General features: G+C 43.4%; 19 protein-coding genes and 1 pseudogene. 8 read left to right on the top strand and 12 right to left on the bottom strand.

Annotation, left to right across the window (positions count from 1 at the left end; genetic code table 11):
* Positions 1–32: 32 nt before the first annotated feature.
* Entirely contained in the window at positions 33–1913 is a 1881-nt protein-coding gene (locus A7985_RS17010; RefSeq protein WP_065791622.1) for a TonB-dependent receptor domain-containing protein, read from the top strand.
* Positions 1914–1955: 42 nt separating this feature from the next.
* Here the strand turns inward: A7985_RS17010 and msrA are convergent, their stop codons facing one another.
* From msrA to A7985_RS16995, 3 genes and pseudogenes are all read right to left on the bottom strand, one after another.
* Positions 1956–2486 carry a peptide-methionine (S)-S-oxide reductase MsrA gene (gene msrA, locus A7985_RS17005; RefSeq protein ID WP_065791621.1) on the bottom strand — a complete coding sequence of 177 codons (531 nt, stop codon included), beginning with the start codon at positions 2484–2486 and terminating at the stop codon, positions 1956–1958.
* A pseudogene (locus A7985_RS17000) lies at positions 2483–5597 on the bottom strand (efflux RND transporter permease subunit). The gene msrA and the pseudogene A7985_RS17000 overlap by 4 nt, the downstream one beginning before the upstream one ends.
* Before the next feature lie 3 nt (positions 5598–5600).
* Positions 5601–6650 (bottom strand): efflux RND transporter periplasmic adaptor subunit, encoded by a 1050-nt coding sequence (locus A7985_RS16995; RefSeq protein ID WP_065791620.1) that lies wholly within the window; start codon positions 6648–6650, stop codon positions 5601–5603.
* A gap of 228 nt (positions 6651–6878) precedes the next feature.
* On the opposite strand from A7985_RS16995, the gene A7985_RS16990 reads away from it, so the two are divergent.
* The 5 genes from A7985_RS16990 (at position 6879) to A7985_RS16970 (ending at position 11041) form a co-directional block, all read left to right on the top strand.
* A complete protein-coding gene (locus tag A7985_RS16990) occupies positions 6879–7586 on the top strand; it encodes a DUF2982 domain-containing protein (protein ID WP_065791619.1) in 708 nt (235 codons plus the stop codon).
* 17 nt (positions 7587–7603) lie between these two features.
* The gene (locus A7985_RS16985) at positions 7604–7936 is read left to right on the top strand and encodes a hypothetical protein (RefSeq protein WP_063374462.1); all 333 of its coding nucleotides are present in this window, start codon (positions 7604–7606) and stop codon (positions 7934–7936) included.
* A gap of 33 nt (positions 7937–7969) precedes the next feature.
* Positions 7970–9679, top strand: coding sequence for an Lcl C-terminal domain-containing protein (locus tag A7985_RS16980; protein ID WP_065791618.1), 1710 nt, complete (start codon positions 7970–7972; stop codon positions 9677–9679).
* Positions 9669–10193 carry an Lcl C-terminal domain-containing protein gene (locus A7985_RS16975; protein WP_176716762.1) on the top strand — a complete coding sequence of 175 codons (525 nt, stop codon included), beginning with the start codon at positions 9669–9671 and terminating at the stop codon, positions 10191–10193. The genes A7985_RS16980 and A7985_RS16975 overlap by 11 nt, the downstream gene beginning before the upstream one ends.
* A 113-nt stretch (positions 10194–10306) precedes the next feature.
* Positions 10307–11041: a YggN family protein gene (locus A7985_RS16970; protein ID WP_256096791.1), complete on the top strand. Its 735-nt coding sequence runs from the start codon at positions 10307–10309 to the stop codon at positions 11039–11041.
* Here the strand turns inward: A7985_RS16970 and A7985_RS16965 are convergent.
* The 7 genes from A7985_RS16965 to A7985_RS16935 form a co-directional block, all read right to left on the bottom strand.
* On the bottom strand, positions 11038–11877 hold the full coding sequence (locus A7985_RS16965; protein ID WP_065791615.1) for an amidohydrolase family protein: 840 nt from the start codon (positions 11875–11877) through the stop codon (positions 11038–11040). The genes A7985_RS16970 and A7985_RS16965 overlap by 4 nt on opposite strands.
* Complete coding sequence (locus A7985_RS16960; protein ID WP_065791614.1) at positions 11877–12605, bottom strand: SDR family NAD(P)-dependent oxidoreductase; 729 nt, start codon at positions 12603–12605, stop codon at positions 11877–11879. Before A7985_RS16960 ends, A7985_RS16965 begins: the two co-directional genes overlap by 1 nt.
* 9 nt (positions 12606–12614) lie before the next feature.
* A complete protein-coding gene (locus A7985_RS16955; protein ID WP_065791613.1) occupies positions 12615–13109 on the bottom strand; it encodes an FKBP-type peptidyl-prolyl cis-trans isomerase in 495 nt (164 codons plus the stop codon).
* A gap of 54 nt (positions 13110–13163) precedes the next feature.
* The gene (locus tag A7985_RS16950; RefSeq protein ID WP_370671173.1) at positions 13164–14609 is read right to left on the bottom strand and encodes a transglycosylase SLT domain-containing protein; all 1446 of its coding nucleotides are present in this window, start codon (positions 14607–14609) and stop codon (positions 13164–13166) included.
* 132 nt (positions 14610–14741) lie between these two features.
* The gene (locus tag A7985_RS16945; RefSeq protein WP_065791612.1) at positions 14742–15728 is read right to left on the bottom strand and encodes a hypothetical protein; all 987 of its coding nucleotides are present in this window, start codon (positions 15726–15728) and stop codon (positions 14742–14744) included.
* 1 nt (position 15729) lies between these two features.
* Positions 15730–16017 (bottom strand): cell division protein ZapA, encoded by a 288-nt coding sequence (locus tag A7985_RS16940; RefSeq protein ID WP_065791611.1) that lies wholly within the window; start codon positions 16015–16017, stop codon positions 15730–15732.
* A complete protein-coding gene (locus A7985_RS16935; protein WP_065791610.1) occupies positions 16017–16244 on the bottom strand; it encodes a DUF904 domain-containing protein in 228 nt (75 codons plus the stop codon). The genes A7985_RS16940 and A7985_RS16935 overlap by 1 nt, the downstream gene beginning before the upstream one ends.
* A gap of 227 nt (positions 16245–16471) precedes the next feature.
* On the opposite strand from A7985_RS16935, the gene A7985_RS16930 reads away from it, so the two are divergent.
* Positions 16472–17308, top strand: coding sequence for a 23S rRNA (adenine(2030)-N(6))-methyltransferase RlmJ (locus A7985_RS16930; RefSeq protein ID WP_065791609.1), 837 nt, complete (start codon positions 16472–16474; stop codon positions 17306–17308).
* Between the two features lie 196 nt (positions 17309–17504).
* The gene (locus A7985_RS16925) at positions 17505–18782 is read left to right on the top strand and encodes an EAL and HDOD domain-containing protein (RefSeq protein ID WP_065791608.1); all 1278 of its coding nucleotides are present in this window, start codon (positions 17505–17507) and stop codon (positions 18780–18782) included.
* A 29-nt stretch (positions 18783–18811) separates the two neighbouring features.
* On the opposite strand, the gene A7985_RS16920 is transcribed toward A7985_RS16925, so the two are convergent.
* Together A7985_RS16920 and ppk1 are read right to left on the bottom strand one after the other, a co-directional pair.
* Positions 18812–20311, bottom strand: coding sequence for a Ppx/GppA phosphatase family protein (locus tag A7985_RS16920; RefSeq protein ID WP_065791607.1), 1500 nt, complete (start codon positions 20309–20311; stop codon positions 18812–18814).
* A 1-nt stretch (position 20312) separates the two neighbouring features.
* Positions 20313–22400, bottom strand: coding sequence for a polyphosphate kinase 1 (gene ppk1 / locus A7985_RS16915; RefSeq protein WP_065791606.1), 2088 nt, complete (start codon positions 22398–22400; stop codon positions 20313–20315).
* Between the last annotated feature and the right edge of the window lie 9 nt (positions 22401–22409).

Below are 22409 nucleotides of genomic sequence, written 5' to 3'. Positions count from 1 at the left end.
CTTTGTGCGGTGGGCACGAAGTAGGGGAAACCATGTTTAAAAAATCTGCTCTAAGCCTTGCTGTACTAGCTGCGGCTTCTTTTAACGTATCTGCAAATCAAGATATTGAACGCATTACCGTCACTGCGAATAAATTCGAACAACCGATAGACAATACGTTGGCAAGCGTATCGGTTATCGATCGTGTTCAGATTGAAAAGCTCAATGTACGCGATATTCCGTCACTCTTAAATACTTTACCTGGTGTGGATGTGGTAAGAAATGGTGGGTTTGGTCAAATCGCGAGTGTCTTTGTGCGCGGCGCGTCAATAAAGCGCACATTGGTACTTATTGATGGTGTAAGGGTCAGTGATGCCAACTCAGGCAATGTGTCATTTACGAATATCCCAGTAAACAGCATTGAGCGCATTGAAGTGGTCAAAGGTGCACGTGCAGCGATATATGGTTCAGATGCAGTTTCAGGTGTTATCAACATCATCACACGTGAGTCTCAAACAAACCAAATTACGTTGACCTCTGGCAGTAACAATTATTTCGAAGCGCAAGCTGCTGGTCACTTTAAGTCTGGTAAATTGCGTTTGAGCTATAACTATGGCTATCAAGAGACCGACGGTTACGATGTGATAGAGAAAGATCCGGTCGAGCCAAGAGGCAAAAATCATGACAGAGATGGATACGAAAACGAAAATAAAGGTTTCAACGTAGCATATGACTTCGAAGAGTATGGTGAACTTTCGGCTTTAGGCCAGTTTAGCCAAGGCAAGGCCCAGTATGATAGCAATTGGGGTAACGACGCGTATAGATTTGATAATCATACAGCCAAAGTCGCATGGCAAAAGGGCTCTGAGCGTTTAACGCAAAATGCATCTTTTAGTGTTTCGCAAGAAGAAAATATTCAGTTTGATGACAGCGAGAACAATCAGGCCGGCGGCGGTGAAGTGAATGTTTACAGTACAGAGCGCGAAGAACTCGAGTACCGTGCTCGTTTTAAAATAATTGAGTCTCTTCAAGGTACCGCTGGGGTTTCGCATTTAAGCGAAGATATATCAAAGTCTACTGCAAAATTTGCGCAAACAGAGCGTGATAATACGGCTATTTTTGCTGGTGCTTTTTATGATGACAGCAAGTGGTTAGCTAACGTTGCTGTGCGTTCAGATGACTATGAATTCCACGGCCGTGCGAATACGTATACCACCAGCTTTGGTGTAAAACCACATCAGAACGTCGCGTTTAGATTTAATCATGGTACCGCGTTTCGTGCCCCAACTTTAAATGATGCATTCGTGACAGATAGCCTGTGGTACGGACCAAATATTGATATCAAACCAGAAGAAGCTGAAAACAACGAGCTGGGTTTAACCGTGACGTCCTCGTGGGGCCGTTATGACGTTGCGATTTTTGAAAATCGCATCACGAACTTAATCTCAAATAAGCTAGATGCTGAGACTCAAAAGTACGTTGCATACAATGTAGATAAAGCGACAATGAGAGGCGTTGAATTGAGTGCTCAATTTGATGCATTGGGCTTTAATCACTCGGCTAACTTAACGTTACTAGACGCAAAAGATGTGTCAACCAATGAGTCTAAGGATTTGCCACGTCGTCCTTCAAAGGCATTTAATTATACATTGACCAAACAGTGGGACAGCTTAGATGTCAACTTAACGATGATTTATCGTTCAGATAGACCATCTATCAGTTTCTACGATACGACGTTAAGTGCATATACGATATTTAATTTATCTGCCAATTATGAATTGCTAGAGGGTATTGAATTGAATGCGCGTTTAGAAAACTTAACTGACAAAGCGTACTTTACAGCTGGCGCAGGATTTACGGCGGATAACAGTCGTTTACTTGGTTACAAACCACTGGGCCGTCAACTTTATGTTGGTGCAAAAGTAGAGTTTTAAAACGCTTTCGGAGCTAGCATTCGCTAGCTCGATTTGTGCTCTTTAAAGTAGGTAGTCTGCAAAGTTTTTCTCAAACTTTGCCACTTTAGGGGCGATCATGATACTGCAATAACCTTGATTTGGGTTTTCATTAAAGTAGTCTTGGTGATATCGCTCAGCGTCATAAAATGGACCTATGGCACTTACTTCGGTGACAATTGGGTCTTGGAAACCCCCACTGATGGCAGCAATAACTTGCTCAGCTTGCCTCTTTTGCTCTTCTGAATGATAAAAAATTACACTTCGGTATTGGGTCCCTATATCATTACCCTGGCGGTTTAGTTGTGTCGGGTCATGAAGCGCAAAGAACATGGACAATAGCGTATCAAAAGACACTAAATCTGGATCAAACGCTAACTGCACTACTTCTGCGTGACCCGTCATGCCAGTACAAATATCTTTATAAGTAGGGTCTAATGTCTCCCCCCCGCTGTATCCCGAAATAACCTTTTGGACTCCTTTGACTTTACGAAAAGCGGCGTCAATACACCAAAAGCAACCTCCGCCGAATGTGGCTAGCTGTGTTTTACTCATCGTTTTACTCCCTCATTATGCTCTATGATTGGATGGGCACTATGCTGTGAGTCTAGTGCGGCGGCAGTATGCTCTGGAGAGCGAGTACGCCTAGCTAATATGCTATAAGCAGTTGGGATGACAAACAAGGTTAAGATGGTTGCAAGGCTGACGCCTGCAAAAACGACAATACCAATGACCATTCTGCTCTCAGAGCCAGGGCCACTTGCTAGCACCAATGGAATGGCACTCATCACCGTGGTTAAAGAGGTCATAATAATGGGGCGTAAGCGCTGAGAGGCTGCCTCAACAATGGCTTCCTCAAATTGCAGGCCTTTATCACGAAGTTGGTTTGCAAACTCGACGATTAAAATACCATTTTTGGCGCTAAGACCTATGAGCATCACAATACCTATTTGGCTGTAGATATTTAATGAACTATCAGTCAAATATAAACCAAGCATGGCACCGATTAAGCCAAGTGGAACAGTTAGCATAATGACAAAAGGGTGCACAAAGCTTTCAAATTGTGCCGCAAGTACCAAAAATGTCACAACCAAAGCCAAGATAAAGACATAGGTCATCGCTGAGGCTCCTTCGTAAAAGAGCTGAGATTCGCCTTTATAATCGACCGCACCATCGGACAGGTTCTCTTCATCTGCGACTTGATTTAAAAAGTTCAATGCTTCCTCGAGCGTGTAACCTTCAGCGAGGTTGGCAGTAATTGTGATGGCGCGCATACGATTATAACGATTAAGACGGGCCGAGGTCGCTTCTTCTTGAATACTAATTAAACTATCCAAAGGGATTAACTGACCCGTGCGCGACGAAACAAACACATTATTGATATCCGTTGGTGCGGTAAAATCGGCTTTAGTGCCTTTTAATACCACATCATACTCTTCTCCTCGGTCTATAAAGGTCGTGACACGTCTTTGTCCAAGCATGGTCTCTAGTGTACGTCCTATATCGTCCGTAGATACTCCCATGTCAGCTGCTTTTAGTTTATCTATGCTGATTAAAAACTGCGGAAAGGTCTCTTTAAAATCGTGATCTAAGCGGACTAATCCCGGGTTATTTCTCGCTTTTGCAAAGATACGGTCCCGCCATTGGGCCAACTCTTGGTAGTCATTGCCCTGGATCACAAACTCAACAGGCCGTGATGAGCCTCCGCCACCAATACCACGGCGCATGATGGCAAAGGCCCTTACATCGGTCACTTGCTGCATTTTGCCACTGATCTCGGCCATGACTTGCCAAGATGAACGTTTGCGCTCGTCCCAATTAGGCATGCCAACAATGGCGACACCGCCCATACCACCCCAACCGGGTACTCGAACGAGGACTCTGCTTAATTCTTTGTTTTCAACATATGGCATAAGATGCTGTTCTATTTCAGCCATATTCTGTGCATTGTTCTCGTAGCTTGCGCCTTCAGGGCCACTCATCATAATGAAAAAGGTGCCGCGGTCTTCTTTTGGTGTCAGCTCTGATGGAATTTTGCTAAAGAGTCCATAACTGGCCAGTGCGGTTAGCAATAGAATCAATAAAAGGGCGATGCGACTCTGAATATTTTGAACTAAGACGCGCTTATAAGCGGATTCTAGACGCATGAACTGCCCGTTCATCCAGCTTGAAAAGCGGCCTTCCTTTTGATCTTGTTTTAATACTTTAGAACACAGCGCTGGCGATAATGTCAGTGCCGTAATACTTGAAAAGATCACGGCTGCACTGACGGCAAGCGCAAACTCTGTAAACAATGCGCCAATACGTCCATCCATAAAGATGAGCGGGACAAATACTGATACGAGGACTAAGGTCGTTGCAACAATGGCAAACCCAACCTCTCGAGCACCTCGAAATGCTGCCAATAGCCTAGGTTCCCCTTTCTCTATTCGTCGATGAATGTTTTCCAGCATAACAATGGCGTCATCCACGACCAGCCCAATGGCGAGCACCAGCGCCAGCAAGGTCAGTAAATTAATGGAATAATCCATCGCTAATAAAAACATAAAGGTTGCAACCAGCGCCACAGGTACGGTCACAGCAGGTACAAGGGTCGCACGAATATTACCTAAAAATATAAAAATAATGAGTACGACCAGTCCCATTGCAATCGCGAGGGTACGATATACTTCAGTGATAGACTCCCGTATAAAAATAGAAGAGTCATAGCTATCTTGTATTTGTGTCCCTTCCGGCAGGTTACGCTTGATTGTTACAAGCTCTGACTTTACGTTGTCTACCACGTCTAGGGTATTCGCTTTGGCTTGTTTTACAATACCAAGGCCAATCATATTAACGCCATTCCCTCTAAAGGTACTTTCGTCATCTTGGGCTTCTAGCGATACTTTGGCTACTTCACCAAGCTTGATTTGATAGCCGTTATCGCCACGTTTTATGACTAGGTTTTGGAAGTCTCTTTGCGTGGTATAGCCACGTGAAATACGCACGGCAAAGTCTCTGTCCTGGGATTCAATTTCCCCAGCGGGTAGCTCGACATTTTCACGTCGCAACACGTTTTCTATATCTGTACTGGTAATGCCCCGTGCGGCCATTGCTTGTCTATCAAGCCAGATTTTCATCGCATATCTACGTTCACCACCGATAATGACACGGGATACCCCATCGACGACCGCTAATCGGTACGATATAGCGCTGGGCGTAGTCAGATAATTGCAATGTGTCCATTGACGTGCTGTTTAATACAAACCAAGCAATGGCATTTTCGTCATCACTTGATTTTGATACTTCTGGGGGGCGTACTTGTTCGGGTAACCTGTCTAGAGCACGAGAAACACGCTCTCTGACATCGTTGGCTGCAGCATCAATGTCTCTGTCAATATTAAACTCAATAGTGATACTGGAGCGCCCATTGCGGCTTGAAGAGTTGATGCTTTTGATCCCTTCAATGCCCGAAATACGATTTTCCAGTACTTGTGTTATTTTTGCTTCGACAACTGCTGCAGAAGCACCGGTATAATCGGTGCTTACGTTGACGATTGGCGTCTCTATGTCTGGGTATTCACGTAGAGGAAGCATCGTAAATGCAACGATGCCAAAAGTAAGTAAAAGCAGATTGACTACAATAGCGAAAACTGGGCGTTTTACGGCGGTGTCTGTTATTTTCACGAATTACCCCTTCACCGTCACTGGGCTACCATTGCGCACTTTGGTGGTACCTTCAGTGATCACTAACTGTCCTGGTTGTAAACCATCAACAGCCACCCACCCGGTAAAGCGGTTGAGTAGGGTGACTTGTTGTTGCTTTACTTTGCTATCTTCGACGACATAAACGTAGTGCCTATCTTGTCTTGGAATAATACTTTTTTCTGGTAAAATGAGTGCGTTAAGCTGTTGTAATTGTACAGCCACATTGAGCAGCATGCCCGGGCGTAAGCGTAAATCTGAATTTTTAAAATCAGCAGTAATTTGTATACTGCGTGTAGTTTCATCGATTCGCGGGTCAATATGAGAAATTTGGCCAATAAAACGAGTATCTTGATAGGCGGCATTCGTAACGGAAGTTTGCATGCCTAACGAAAGTTGCGCGAGATATTTTTCTGGCAATTGAAAGTCGACCTTAATGGTGCTGATGTCATCCAATGTAGTAAGCGGCGTATTGTCGTCAACGTAGCTACCAATGGATACCAAACGTTTACCCAATATGCCGTCAAATGGAGCGTATACTTCCATCTCCGCAAGTTTTAATTTTGTGGCTTGTAATTGTGTTGATAAGGCATCGACTTTGGAGCGTTGCGTATCGAGCTGCGAGCGAGCGGTTGACTGGGTTTTTGCCAATTCAGTTAATCGCACAAGTTGTCTCTGTTGCTCTTTGAGATTAATCGTCAACTCTTTGACAGCCAAGAGTTCTTGTTGGTTTTGTAATTGTGCGAGTTTTTGGCCTCGAGAGACCGCTTGGCCGTCACTGAACATTAGCTCGTCAATGTAATCACTGTGGGAGCTGGTAATGTTAATTGCTTGATTGGCTCTAGCTGAGCCAATGGCATTAAGAGTAATCTCGCGGTTTTGAGTTGATGCTTTGTAAACGACAACTTGAACAGGCTTGGCTTGACGTTTTGTGTCGTCTCCTTGAGAGGCTGGGAAATAGAGATAGCCGCATAATGCAATTAGCATTAAAATGAAAGCTGGAAAAAGGGTCTTGCCCGACTGGTTTGCACGCATAAATTAATCTCACTATTTGTAAGTGATTAGTGTACAAAAATTCCAGAATGAGAAAATCGCGGATATCTTGTATATTTGTGTATTAAACGAAAATCTAACAGAGATTTTCACTGTGTACCCAAAAGGTTACTAAAATGAGTAAAGCAAAACCCTGCAAAAGGTGTATGCAGATACGTAAATTATTAGTGTGGCTGGTGGCGATGCTGATATTTTATTGGTGGTTTTACTATGCATAAAGTGTCTTTGCGTGCTCAGGCAAACCGTCACAGTATTGAATTTATGCTTGCAGGAGCCGTGTGCTTAGCCATTATCATGGTGTTTGTCACACTCAGGGCTACACCGCCAACCATATTGGAATTAGCATTTTCTGCGGCGGCTATCTGCTCGATATTATTAGGCTTTTTAAAAAGTCAGCAGCCTTATTTTAGTATCGAACTCAGTACTGAAGCCCTGAATTATGTGCATAAATTTGGGGTTATGCGGGTTTCGCACGCCAACTTTCACTCCAGTGGTGTCCCTTTTGTGACTCAAGGAGTTGAAAACCTTGAGTTAAATGCTGTAGGTATTAAACTAAACAGTATTGATGAGTTTTTGGCAGAGCTAACCCCCCGTTTGGCTGGGAAACTGCTAATAGAACAGCGGCATATTTTTTTACAAGCTGTTAAAATACATTGCGCAAATGGCAATTGTCCATCAGAATGGCTCATTGAAGAGACCAGTTATCAATCGCCAAAAGGGCGAAATTACACCGGTTTAATGGCTATGTTTGCAAATAGGATGCAAAACTTAAAAACCGTTACTGGCTACGACTTGATTCTACCAGCGAACGTGTTGGACAGGGATATTTGGCAATTTGCTAACATTTTAAACCACTGGAAAACCAATCCAGAAAAGGTGGTAAAAGACTTGCATGATGAAGTCGCCACCGCTAAGTGAAGTAACAGGATATATACATGAGCTTCGATAGAGCCTTTATTAAAAGTGGTCGTAATACCATTATCCATAAAGATAAAAAGCTCGATTTAGTGATCGTGAATGGGGAAACTCACCCCAAGATTAAGGTAACTGCCACAGGTTTAATTCCTTTTAAAGAAGAGTTGCCAAGAAATCGACGGGAAGCTAAAGAGCGCTATTTAGAGGTGGTGCAGATATCAAGTGCCGATGTATTCAGTGAGGTAAAGAGGCTACTGTTTATCCAGTCTTTGGATGGCCGCGAATACAAAGTTGATTACAGCAAGGTTGGCACTAAGTTATTTGTTCGTATTCACCAAGATAGCTACCTCTAACTTGACAAGGGAGGTGGTCAGTTAGGAGTTGTAATGCTTAAGAAATCGCTCGTGTTACTCGCCATTAGCAGCATATTGAGCGGCTGTGGCGGATCCGGCGGATCCGATCAAGAAGAAGTCGTAGGTGCCAGTATTAATGCTGGGAAAGACGTCACCGTCATTGAAAAAAATGAGTTTACGCTCAAAGCGGTTGCTTCGCCTTCGGGTGGTACTTTCAATTGGCAAATTGTGTCGGGCCCTGCAATTAGTGGCTTTCCGCAAACTGGTGAAGAACTGACCGTTGCTGCGCCGGACGTTAAAACGGACAGTGTTGTGGTACTGAAGGTTGATTACCTTACACCAACAGGTGCACTCGTTAGCGATACCTTGAGCGTGAACATTACTTCTAATAACCAGTTGCCAGTCGCTGTGATAACGCAAACAGCACCCGATCCTTTGCCTTCAAAATACCTAGATACCATTGTTTTGTCGGCTGCTGATTCCACTGACCCTGACTCCAATGGCCAAGTTGTAGGCTACAAATGGGAGCAAATATCGGGGCCAAGTACAATTAAGGTGCAAGACACGGGCTCTGTCACTTTGAGTTTTGTACACCCTCTGCTTGCAGAGACACAAACTGCGCTTTGGCGCGTTACAATCACCGATGATGAGGGTGGCAGCGCAACAACCGACGCCAGTGTCGTACTCGCGAAGAACGCGCAGGTAGTACTGGCAAATGCTGGCGCAGATCAACAGGTATTAGAGTTTGATGAAGTGACCTTAGATGCGACAAGTAGTGTGACCGTGGATGGTCAGTACAACTGTACATGGGAACAAACAAGTTCTGGGTCAACCATTGCTCTGACAGACGCAACTGAATGCAAAACGACATTCCGTGCTCCAAATATTACAGATGTCGTGTCAGCGACATTCAAAGTGACCGTAACTGATTCTTCAAATAGAACAGGTACAGATGAAGTCCAAGTCACCATTTCGAAAAAGCCACTCAGTAATTTAAATGATTCTGGTGCTGGCCAGTGTTTCAATAACACTGAAGCGATCACATGTGGCAATGACGATTTTCCGGGTCAGGATGCTGACTTCGGTAGAGACAGTGTGTCGCAATTAATCGCAAAAGAAGGTAAAGGTAACTTAGCTTTTGACTTCACTAAGTTGGATGTTGATGGTAAAGAGCTAAGTAATGACGCGACCGAATTTAGCTGTGTAAGAGATAATATTACAGGGCTAGTATGGGAGGTTAAAGAGGCCACAGCAGGTACATTACCGAACACGTCCATTCGTAATGCGCAAAATCATTATACATGGGCTGTTAGAGATCCCGATGACATGGACGACTTAATTCACAGTAATACGGTGATGCCTAATCCTGTGCCATGTCCGCACTCGGACCATTGTGGGATCAAAAATTTGATCAGCTCGGTAAACAACCAAGCTGGTGATCCTTATTGTGGTGGCAGAACGTGGCGTTTGCCGAGTTACTCTGAATTAATGAGCATTGTCGATTTTGGCCGCCAAGGGGCGCATGTTCTAGATCCTGAGTTCTTTCCTAATATGCCGGATGTGGGTTTATTGAACCACCTACATTATTGGACCATACAAACCTATGTTGGTGGTACAGAAGGTATCGATGCGAAATTGACAAGCGCATATGTTGTTGACATGGCAACCGGTAATACAGTGCATGAATCAAAAGGCAACACTGCGTATGTGAGACTTGTACGAGGAGATGAAGATGCAAACTAACCTGACCTTGTTTTGCATACTGTTCAGTGCTTCTGCACTTGCTCAAGAGTGTGCAACGGAAACATCTGTGCCTTTTACAACACCGGAGTCTCGTTTTGTTGTTAAAAATGACGGCACGATATGCGATAAAAAAACAGAGATAATGTGGCAACGTTGTACGTTTGGGTTTGTGTATAATGCGACAACTGAAACGTGTGACAACAAAGAGCAAAAGTTAAGCTGGCAAGAAGCGTTGTCTGCTGCTAAGAGTAGCCGAATCGCTAACTTTGATGATTGGCAGTTACCTAATGTCAAAGAGCTGTCCTCGATTGTTGAACGCAGTTGCGAAGATCCCGCCATTAACGCAACGGTGTTTTTGGGTAATCACAGTGGTAACTATTGGACTAGTACCACCAATATTAAAGACCCTAGCCGAGCCTGGACTTATCAATTTCAAGATGGTTTAAATGATAGCTCTAGCAGCAAATCGTCAGACGCGTTTGTGCGCCTTATGCGTTATGCTGCATGTGAGTAAAGAAAAAATAGGTTTGGTTAAAATTTAAAATTTGCTACCCTCATAGTGTCGAATTTGGGGGTAGTATGCGTTTGTCCTTCTTTAAAGTTAAGTCTCTTCTATTCAGTTTGCTCATGGGTACATCAATACACGCTTATGCTGATGAAAAGTGTGACGTCGAATTAGGTCATGGCTTGATTATCACAGACTCTGTCATCCGCATTCTCGACAATGGTCAGACTCGCGTGCAAATCAACAATGATAATCAACTTCTCGTTCGAGGGCGGTGGATAAAGCTAGACGATCAAGAAACCTTAATATTGCAGGAATATGCGAAAGGGATAAGGGATACCGTGCCTGAGCTTGTTAACCTCGCGACTGACGGTGTCAACTTGGGCCTCAGTGCCATAGAACAAGTCGTAGAAGGGATGTCAGACAACAACCCTGAAGTGCTTAAAACTCAGCTTCAGTATGTAGAGCGGGCTCTGATGGATAAGTTTAAACGTGGTGAAGATTTCTATTTCATCGCGCCTCAATCACTCTCAAAAATCGACGATTTTTTTACCAAAGAGATCAGCAGTAAAATTCACTCAGCCGTTCATGGTTCTTTGGGGGCGATTTTGGTTTCCGTTGGTGATGCATTTAAGTCCAGAGAAGGTAACATTGAGAGCCGGTTTTCGGATATGGGACAAAGAATGGAAATCATCTCTAAAGAAATAGATAAATCCCTACAGCAAAAAGCCTACCAATTAGAAGAGAAAGCTAATGAGTATTGTGAATGCCTGAACTCATTGGACGATACAGAAAAGCGGCTTCAGGATATTGTGCCCAGTTTAGCCGCATTTGACTTGGTGCAGTTTCGCTCTTAAAGCGCGAATTGATATAGATGCTTGGCATTTTCGTAACTGAGCTTGTGCCATGCAGTTGGTGCTATTTGCGAAACCACATTGAAATAATGTTGCCATTGCTGATCAAAGTTGCGCTGTATTAAACAGACTGGGTGGTTAGAGGCCAACATGACTCTGTCTTCCCCAAATGCGTCGAGTAAAATAGCGAGCTGCTCTGTCGGACATAGTGGAGAGTCTAGCATCTCATGCCCAGAAAACTTTATTGTACAGTTGTTGAGTTTGGACAGCGTATCTATGGCGCTTTGCCATGCCCCTGAGCGCTCCATAAACCCTGCATGGTTAAGCACTAAGGTGGCATCCGGTATCGCACTGTAAATTTCGTACAGCCTTTGCGCTACGGGGTGATTAGCGAACTCAAACTGCGCTTCAAAGTGGTAATTTTGTTGATGTAGCAAGGCAATATTATCGGCTACATTTGGGGACAATAAACGCGCTGCATCAGCGCCTTCAGTGATATCTCTCAGTGCGACAAGGTGTGTGTGAGAGAGGGCGTTTAATTGATGACGAAATTCCGATTTATCCGCATCAATAGGCGCATAAGCGACGGCTTTATAGGGCAGGTTCGGTAAGATGTCCTGTAACCAATCAAGCTCCCTTTGTGGGTTGTTATTATCGAATCCTGCTTCTACATGGACACAGCCTCTTAAATTAACCTGAGTGTTGCTCAATAAAGCCTCGGGAAGATGATCTTGGCGAATTTTTTCAATATTAGGCCAATTAGGTGGATTGTCTTTCAACCAAGTATAATCACCTTTAATCAAATCGAAAAAATGTAGATGCGGGTCGATAATATTCATTAGCGTGCCGTATAACCACCATCAATTGTTTGTAGACTGCCAGTAATAAAGGCTGCATCATCGCTCAATAAGAATGAGACGAGTGCTGCTACTTCATTTGGTTGGCCTAACCTTCCCAGAGGTTGTAACGCCTCTTCTTCTGCCACAATAAGCGCTTTGTCTGCACCGCTTCTAGCACAGTATTTATCAATGGCATTGTGAAATAAAGGCGTTTCTATGGTGCCTGGGCAAACTGCATTGGCACGAATATTAAATGATGCATAGTCTAGCGCTGTGGTTTTGGCCATTGAGGCAAGCGCGTGCTTTGTCAGGTTATAAGCAAAAGAGTTCGGTTTTCCAACGTGGGCTTGATCCGACGAAATGAATACAATTTTCCCCTCTTGCTGGTGCTTCATTGTTGGTAATACAGCTTGGACGGCCGCATATGCTCCTTTTACATTGAGTGCGAATAAAGCATCTAGTGTTGCTTCGTCGGTATCTTCAATTGTCGCACTCAAATGTTTACCAGCATTGGAAATCAAGGCATCGACTCGGCCCGTTTCCACTATAATTTCGTGAATCACTTTCTGGACTTGTTCAACTTCGCTGACATCACAGTAGCGATGCTCTCCAAGTTCACTGGCCTCTATATCTAAGTTAAAAACCTGATAATTTTGACTTTGCAGCTTCTCAACAATGGCTTTGCCAATGCCGAAGCTGCCACCTGTTATGATGGCAACTGGTTGCATATTTCTTCCTTAGTGGCTGTGCCCACAACCACCTGCACCATGCACGTGACCATGTGATAATTCTTCAGTTGTCGCCTCTCGTACACTCACGACTTCAACATCAAAAGTTAAAGTCTTACCTGCAAATGGGTGGTTAAGGTCGCAATCTGCATTGAAACGGCCCACTTTTACTATCGTCACTTGGTGTCTACCTTGATTAGACTCAACAATGGCACTCATGCCTGGCTTCCAGACTTTGTTGTTTCCTAAGCCTTGTAAGTGTTTAATTGGGATTCGTTGTACAAGGCCCTCTTGGTATTCGCCGTAACTGTCTTTTGGTTCAAGTGTGACAGTGAACTTATCGCCAGATGTTTTACCTTCTAAGGCTTGCTCTAAGCCCGGTAACATACCTTCTTGGCCATGTAGGTAACTTAATGGTTCGCCATTTGTGCTCGACTCGATTTGTTCACTGCCTTCGCTGAGTGTGTAGTGAAACTCTACCGCTGAATCTTTCGTAATTTGCATATCTGTTCTTTTTTCGTCTCTATCATGTGAGCCTATATTCTACGTTACAGCCTGTCATTGGGGCAAGTCAGGTACAGTGGCGCTGGGTATTTCTGTCGCGTTGACTGCATTTTCTAATTTATCTAAATAGCTTGGCGCATTGATAGACGGCGCAGGCTCACTTTTCTGTTTGGCTGGTAGGTGCAGGATTAATACGTTGCCGGGAGACAAAATGCTTGCAGCTTGCAGGTTGTTCCAATCAAGTAAGTCTTTTAGAGGCACTTGATAATGCCGACTTAAATCCCACAATGAATCACCTGATACGATGGTATGATGATGTTCGATTGTCGCTTGTTTAGCAGGCGTTTGTTGTTGTAAATAAGGACTGATTTGATATTCGACAGTGAGTGAACGATTGACGTTAGCTTGGTTAATAAGTAACTGTTCACCAATGCGTATCAAATGGCTCTGCTTGTCATTGAGCTGTTTTATCTTTTTAACCGTAGTACCAAATCGTCTTGCTATGCCATATAGAGTGTCATTTTTGACAACCGTATAGCGACGGCTTAATTGTTCTCGATAAAATGCACTTTGTGTCAGGGCTTTTTCGCTCAATGGCACCAAGATTTTATGTGGACCATTGGTTGGACTCTGATGTCTCAAATAACCCGGATTTAAGGCATGTAATTGCTGCTTATTGACTTCTAACAAATTGGCTAAAATACCAAAGTTAAACTCTTGCCCAACATCTAAAATGGTTGTCGTCGCATTATTTGCTAGTGTTGGTCTTTTAAACCCCGTTTCGGGGTGCTGCAATAAATAACTCAAAGCCAGTAGTTTGGGTACGTACTCCGAAGTTTCTTTGGGCAGCGTTAAGTGCCAATAATGCGTGCTTTTTTTCAGCTTACGATTTTTTTTAATCGCACTTTTAACGCGACCTTCTCCAGAGTTATAGGCGGCTATTGCATGAAGCCAATTCCCATTAAACGTTTTGTGCAGGTATTTCAGATACGCGAGTGCCGCATCTGTTGCCGCTAAAACATCTTTCCTGCCATCGTACCAATCATTGCTTTCAAGGCCAAAATGATAGGCCGTTGCATCTACCAATTGCCATGCGCCAACCGCCTGTTGTTGAGATATGGCATGTGGACGAAAGTCACTCTCCACAAAGGGTAGCAGTGCTAGCTCCAAAGGCAGCTTCTGTTGTTCTACTTTTTTTACAATGTGGTAAAGGTAAGGTGCTGCGCGAACATTGACTTTGAGCAAGTAGTCCGGCTGAGATAGGTACCAATTTATGCGCTTTTTCAGTCGCGGGTGTGGTGATATTTCAAAGCTCAAGTTAAGAGCAATGTGTTGCCACAGATCTTCTTCTACATACGGTTTAGGTGGCGTTTGTTTTATTGGCTCTGGGGTTGTTTGAATAACCTCTTGTTTTGGCGTGAAAGGAGTCGATGTTAGTGCATTAAGCACCTCTTGTTTTGTTGCATTAGGGGAGCGAGTTTGAATGCATCCAGATAACATCACTAGCAAAGACAAGGAGACGAGCAATGCCAACACGTATCTTGTTGTAAACAAACAAACGCATCGGGCAATATAAGAGGTCATCGTATTAAAGATGGTATAGTTCATGACGAATACTATACCTTTTGCTGGTTATTTGTTCAAAACCTTGTTCGGCTTTTTTTGTTTCACTGCCTGTTGATAATAAGCTCGAAACCGCTCCGCAGAGATCTGATTGCTTGCATAGTTGTTGGCCAACTCTGTTACCTTTGAGGTCGCACTTTCATCATCAAGAAGTGCCAAAAACGCGATAGGCAAAGCGAGTTTTTTGTACTTATAAGGTTTTCCAAAGCCCGGTAGGATCCAGTCGATATTTTCACGCTGTGTGAGTTGGGCTAAGCTGTGATGCCACTTTGTGGTGTCTTGCTGCGCAACATAGGGAAGTAAGTCCAGGTTATGACCACCGTAAAGCGCTTTATTCTTCGGGCTGTAAACTTGCATTGCTGCGCCTTTGTAGCCGTACATCAGCTCAAGGTTGAGTTTATAAGCACCCAAGTTGAGTTCAGTATTTTGCGCTATCGGTTTAATTTCAATGGGAGTCATAGCCGACCAGCGTGATAGCCGTTGCTCTGCTTGTTGCAATCTTGCATGCCACTGTAATTGTTGTTCAGGGGGGGCTTGAGCGACACGCTTTTTACTCAATTCAAGACTTTGCGTAAACCCCTCTAACTTGTGTTGTATTTCAACATCAATTGCATGTAGTAAGGTTTGGTTACTGAAGATACCATTGCCTGGGATCATTATCTGCGCATCAGGGAAAGCATTTTGCAGTAAACGCATGCCAGACAGTTGTCCAATATCTAAATTTGTCGAGATTAAATAACACAAGGGAACAGGGAGTTTTGCACGTATTTGGGCGACCAGTAGTTCCAGAGCGACAAAGTCACCATGACTATCAATTAAGGCCGCACATTTGTTGCCTCGAATAAGCGCCTGATTGGGTAACAAAAACTGAGCTTGTTTATTGGGCTCTAGTAACGTGGTGTGCTTATCTAAGGTATGCCATTGGGTTGCATTTACAGTCAGTGGAGTGATTAAGAGTGTGATAAGTAAGAAACAGACTTTTCGCAAGTTTGTCATCTTACTTATCCTTTAGGTGCGCGCTGAGTCGGGCAACCAACTGTTGACTCGATTGTTGCGCCGACTGTTGCTCGTGAAGCAAAGCTTGATACTCATGGCACAAGTGTAATGCTGCCATCAGTAAAGCATTTTGGTCGGTACGTACCGTGTCTCTGCGCTTCATTTCGTCAACTCGCTCATTGAGCAAGGTTACGGCGTCTACGAGCGCTTGCTCTTGTCCTTCAGAACATGAAAACTGGTGACTTTTACCCAGTAAGGTAACAGCCACCTGGCTTGCTTTATCTGTCATTAGCTGGCCTGATGGGCACTCTGTAATTTATCTAATAGACTACTCAGCGTGGTGCTAGTTTCTTTTTGCTTTTCTTCTCGCTCTAATAGCTCAAGCTGAAGTGTTTCATTTTCATCAACTAGCTTATTGTTCTGCTCTTTTAACGTTGCAATTTGTTGTTCAAGTTGCTCATTTTTACCAATGAGTTGATCGATCAGTTGTTCGAGTTGTGGAAGAATATCGTTCATTTTAAATGCGCTCTTATCACTGTGATTTGTCATGCAAATGTAAAGCAAAGCGGATTCTATTACCAGTAATTACGTAGCTTTATACTGATTTTTGCGTCGTTTTAAGAGATAATTCCGATAACTACGTATTTTGTTCATTTGCCATTCACTAAAGCGGTTATATTTCGTACATAGTGAAGTGAGACTAATTTTCAAAAAGCAATTATGTTCTGCATATAAGGCCTCTTATGCTCAGTTATAGACATTCTTTCCATGCTGGTAACCCGGCGGACGTTATTAAGCACCTCGTTTTGGCAGAAGTGCTCTCTTACATGACTCGAAAGGATAAGCCTTTTGATTACATCGATACGCATTCCGGTGCAGGACTATTTGAACTAGCCTCAAATGATGCACAAAAAACACAGGAATTTGCTGATGGGATTGGCAAATTAATGAACTACAGCGGCAGTAACGACGCTATCCTACGTTATGTAGACATGGTACGTGGTTTTAATAAAGATAAACTCGCGTTTTATCCAGGATCGCCTAAAGTGGCTGAGCAGTACCTCAGAAAGCAAGACAAAGGATGGTTTTTTGAGCTTCATCCGCAAGACTTACCGTTACTGCAAAAGAACACAGAGCATAAGCGCTCTTTGCGTGTCAAAGGGGAAGATGGTTTTAAGGGGTTAATTGGGTTGGTCCCACCTCTATCTAGGCGCGCAGTGGTGCTGATGGATCCCCCTTATGAAATAAAAACTGACTATCAAAAAGCGGTCAACACGATAGTAAAGGCGCATAAAAGTTTTACTTCAGGTACTTACATGATTTGGTACCCTGTGGTTGACAGAGCCCGTATTGACCAGATGGAAGAGGTGCTAGTTGCGTCTGGTATCAGAAATATTCAACTATTTGAGCTGGCCACATCCGCTGATACAGAGGAACGTGGTATGACAGCATCAGGTATGATTGTTATCAATCCGCCTTATGTGCTGAAGCAGACAATGGCAGATGTGCTGCCCGAATTGGTAGACACGCTGGCTGAGCCAGACGGTTTTTTCCGTTGTGAAGAGTTAGTATCTGAATAACGCCCAAACACAGGTAGTTTAACAAGTTAGGCTACCTTTTTAATATAGACCTTATAAGTTGTCATTCGCGTAGCGCAATAAATTTAGGTTGTTGGCTCGGTCTAGTTTATTTTGTCTAGGTATTTTATTTGCTCCATAGAGCAACTTCTCATATGCTGAAGTTATGGAAGCCACTTATGCGTGCACAGAGTGAAGGATGTTAATGAGTAGCGAAACTGCCAAGGTTAAGAACAACGCCGTTCAGTATATTGCCCGTCAGGCAATATTAAATGGTGAGCAACAAGTGCATGCTTACGAGCTATTGTACCGAGATTCACACAACAATGTTTTTCCTAGCGGCGTGAGTGATGGGCTTGCGACGGGGCGTCTTTTTTTTAATTCTCTGTTGTTTATTGGCCTAGATAGACTCGCTGCTGGCTCGCTTGCCTTTGTAAACTTCTCCGATGAAACTTTGATCCAAGAGCTTCCTAAGTTATTAAGTCCACAAGGCCTTGTCGTTGAAATTGTTGAGCGCTCAAAAGATATTGAGAGCTTGACTAAAACCGTGAGTAAACTTGCCCAAGTAGGGTATCGATTTGCCCTCGATGACTATGACGGGGACCCTCGTTGGGAGCCGCTGCTTGAGGTTGTGGACTTTGTAAAAATAGAAGTTGAATTACCCATCATCAAAACGACAATGATGGTGAAAAAATTGAAAAGACAGTACCCGCGCTTAAAGGTGGTGGTTGAACGTATCGAAACGCTAGAGCAGTTTAACTTTATCCGCAATGCGGGCGCTGATTACTTTCAAGGTTTCTTCTTCGCCAAGCCCGAAATGCTGAATCATGGTAATGTTGAGCCGTCAAAAATGGCGGTGTTTGATTTGTTGCGTTGTACGGCAAAAAAATCACTGTGCTTTAAAGAAGTACAGGCGCGAGTTGCAAAAGATCTCAGCTTAACGGCTAGGGTTTTGAAACTTGCCAACGCCAAAGCGGGTGAAGAGCGCATTGAAATACGTTCAATTTCTCAGGCCGTGATCTATCTCGGTGAAGATGCGATTCGCCAATTCGTGAAAGTACTGGCATTGAGTGAATTGGGCGCAGACAAACCAACTGAATTGACTAAGCTAGGCCTTAATCGAGCAAAATTTCTAGAGCTGTTTTTAAAGCCAGGTGGCGATGAAATGGCCGAACAGGGCTATTTGATTGGCTTGATGTCAGTGCTAGATGCAATTTTAGATGTGGAATTATCGGTCATTGTCGATGAGTTCTCGCTCGACCCCAATTTAAGTAGTGCCCTTTTAAATTACAAGGGCTTAATAGGTGGCGCTCTACGCCTTGCGATAGAAGTAGAACGCAACAATCTCACTGAAGCCGAATTAATACTCAATGCGATTAGACCCGCGACAGAAGTTCAGGTGCTGTTTGAGTTGATTGTTCAAAGCCGTGCATATGGGGATGAAATGTTTGCCGTCGCCAGAGAAATAGACGAGTAGAAGCTCGTCTATTGGAGCGGTGATAGGTGCTAAGTGAGGTGTTCACAGGTCTGTAGTGTTAGGTCAACATCCAGTGATTTCCAATAATGTTGTTCTTGTTCCAGATCCGCTGAAAATAGCGAGTGCTCTTCTAGCCAAGCATGTTCAAACTGTAAGGTCACTTCGTTTGTTGAAATCGTCATTTCATGCTTTGGCACTTGTGTTTTTTGTCGTTTTTGATGGAATAAAATAGCCAGTCTCAACAACGTCAATAACCTCATAAATCGGGGTTGAGCGTCGGTGTCTACCAATTCATTGAGATCATGTGATTTGATCTTTTTTCGATGAAATCGGATCAACGCTCCGAGTTGTTGTTGCTGATCTTGTGTAAAGCCAGGGAGCTGGCTATTCATCACGATATAAGCGCTGTGTTTGTGGATCCCTGAAGAGTTAATCGCGATACCGACTTCGTGTAGGTAAGCAGCCCATTTTAGGAGCTCTAAATCCCCTTTATCTAATTGCCAAGTCGATTTGGCTATTTTGAAAAAGTGCGTCAACGTTTGGCAGATATGTTTGGCGTGCTGCGCATCCACGGTATACTGTTCGGCAAATGAGTCTATGGTGCGGGCACGAATATCAAACTCATCATTCTGTGCTAACTCATGTAGCAAACCTTCGCGAAGCGAATAATCGCAATATTCTAGCTGTTCTATGCCTAGTTGATTGAATGCGGCAATCAAAATAGCCAGCCCTCCGGCAATACTGGACTTGCGCTCGTCTGGCAAAGCTTTAATTGCGATATGACTCAATTCACCTGCGGATGTTAAATGTCCTTGAATGTCTCTAAGTGAATCAAGAGTAAGGGTTCTAGTTTGAAATAACTCATCGTTGATGGCACTGAGGGTCTTTATGGTGCCAGATGTGCCTAAACAAGACTGCCAGCCTGTTTTTTGATAGATTGCTGTAATCGGTTCAATATTTTGCTCGGCGTGAATAATGGCTTTTTTAAACCGTTTTTCGGTGAGCTTTGTATCACCAAAAAACAATTTACTCATGGTCACACAGCCAACATTTCGGCTAGTTAGTAGTTTGTGCGATTGATGTTTACCGACAATCACCTCGGTGCTACCACCGCCAATATCAATGACTAAGCGATTACTGTCGTCATGCACGTAATTGGCAACGCCTTGATAGATTAGTCGTGCCTCTTCCTGTCCTGAAATGACATTAATTTTATATGGAAAGACAGCTTTAGCTTGTTTGATAAAATGACGTAAGTTTTTACAACTGCGCAAAGTGTAAGTTGCTGCAACTTCAACATTTTCTTTGTTAAAGCCGGCAAGTGTCGCGGCGAATTGTTTAAGGACATGAAGTGCCCTATCTATGGCGCTATCGTCTAAGACAAAATCCTCATCTAACCCTGCTGCGAGATAGACGCGATGTTTTTCTTTGTGCAGAAGCTGCAATCTGCCATCGACCTCCCTTGCCACCACTAAATGAAAACTGTTCGAGCCTAAATCTACGGCAGCAAAAGAGGGGTATTTTGTCATATTAAGTCCTACTACTTTCCCATTTTTTAATGTGATCATAAATAGCAATTTGTGAACGGATCTTCTTCTTATTACCCCGGTTCACATAGTTATTTTTCTGTTCACTATCAATCAGTCGTGCTTTAACACGATCTCGGAATTGTAGTTCTAATGTGTCAATGATCAACTGTTTTAATGTTTCTTCATAAATTGGCACGCCGACTTCAACACGGTGATCTAAGTTTCTTGTCATCCAGTCCGCTGATGAGATATACACCTGTGGATCGCCAGCATTTTCAAACACCATGACTCTTGGATGCTCTAAAAATCGGTCTACAATGCTGATGACGCGTATATTTTCACTAAACCGTGGCAAGCCGGGAACCAGTGCGCACATACCGCGAATGATCATACGAATTTTGACCCCAGTGCGCGCTGCTAAGTACAGTTTATCAATCAACTCTTTGTCTACGAGGTTATTCACTTTAACGGTGATCCGCGCGACTTTACCCGCTTTGGCATTGGCCACTTCTTGATCTATTAAAGCGTAAATCTTTTCACGGGCATTGAGCGGTGAAATCATTAAGTGCTTAAAGTTGAATGGCCTGTAGCTGGTTTCGATAAACTTGAACACATCATCACACTCATTACAGATGTCTGGGTGCTTGGTGAAGAGGCTAAAGTCCGTATAAATGCGCGCTGTTTTTTCGTGGAAGTTACCAGTCCCTACATGGGCATACTTAACAATTTTGCCTTTTTCTTTGCGATGGATGACACATAGTTTGCTGTGTACTTTCAACGCAGGCAAGCCAACCATCACCTTAATGCCATATTCGCTGAGCATTTTTGCCCATTCAATATTGTTTTGTTCATCAAAGCGGGCTTTGAGCTCCACCATGACCGTGACCTTTTTGCCATTTTTGGCGGCATTGATGAGTGAGGCGATTAATTGTGATCGACTGGCTACGCGGTAAATATTGATTTTAATCTGCGTCACTTTAGGATCAAAAGCCGCTTGGCGGACATACTCCAACATGTGGTTGAAGGTATGGTAAGGGTAATAAAGCAGGATATCCTGCTCGGAAATGGCCTTAAATACGCTGTCGTGCTTATCAAATGCTGAGCTTTTTAACGGAGGAAGAGGTTTATTTTCTAAATAGCCTCTGCCAACATTGGGAAACGCGATGAAATCTCGAAAGTTTCTGTAACTACCACCGGGGATCAGCGCATCTTGCTGTGTCACGCCAAGTCGTTTTTTCATCACTTTCATAATGCTTTCGGGCATCGCCTCATCGTACGTAAGTCGCACTGGTTCAGCATAAAGGCGCTGTTTCAGACCCTTTGACATTTTGTCCAATAGACCTTCTTCTAGCTCATCATCTAAGTTGTATTCGGCATCACGAGTGAGCTTAATTTCGTAGCCCTCAATATGCTCAAAAGAAAGAAAGTTACTAAACACATCTCGTAGGTAAAATTTGACCACATCATCTAATAACATGAGGGTTTTTTGACGCCGCGTCCTTTCTGGGGGGAGGATCACGAAGCGTTCTAATCTATCTGTTGGTAATTCTAATAATGCATGGTGGTGCTTATCATTGTCGCTACTCATCTCCACAAATAGGTAAGTCATGGTATCGTTGATAAGATCTGAGTAATCTTTATTCTCTGTCAGTAATATAGGCGACAAGTATTGCAACACTTGGTCATTAAAGTAATTTCTAAGCCATTCTTGGTGAAACTCAGATAGCTCTTCTGGTTGCTTTACATGGATATTGTGCGCGTTTAAATCACTAAAAATTTGTTTGTGGATGTGATTAAACTTTTTACCCAAAGACAGTACTTTCTTTTGTATTTGGTTAAGCAGTGCTTCGTTTTCTTCAAAGTTCGCATCCGGCAAATTACTCAATAAAATCCTGCGCTTTACATCCGCGACACGGACACGGAAAAATTCATCTAGATTGTTGGAGAAGATACCTAAAAATCGAATGCGTTCAATAATCGGGTTATTTTTATCTTTCGCCTCTTGTAAGACGCGTTCGTTGAATGAGAGCCAACTCAGCTCTTTTGCAAAAAAGCTGATTGCTTTTGGGTCACTAGATAATGCGTGCATTTTTCATTC

It is taken from the genome of Pseudoalteromonas luteoviolacea, from assembly GCF_001696455.1.
Classification (GTDB): Bacteria; Pseudomonadota; Gammaproteobacteria; order Enterobacterales; family Alteromonadaceae; genus Pseudoalteromonas; species Pseudoalteromonas luteoviolacea_C.
This window is presented reverse-complemented; position numbering and strand designations above follow the sequence as displayed.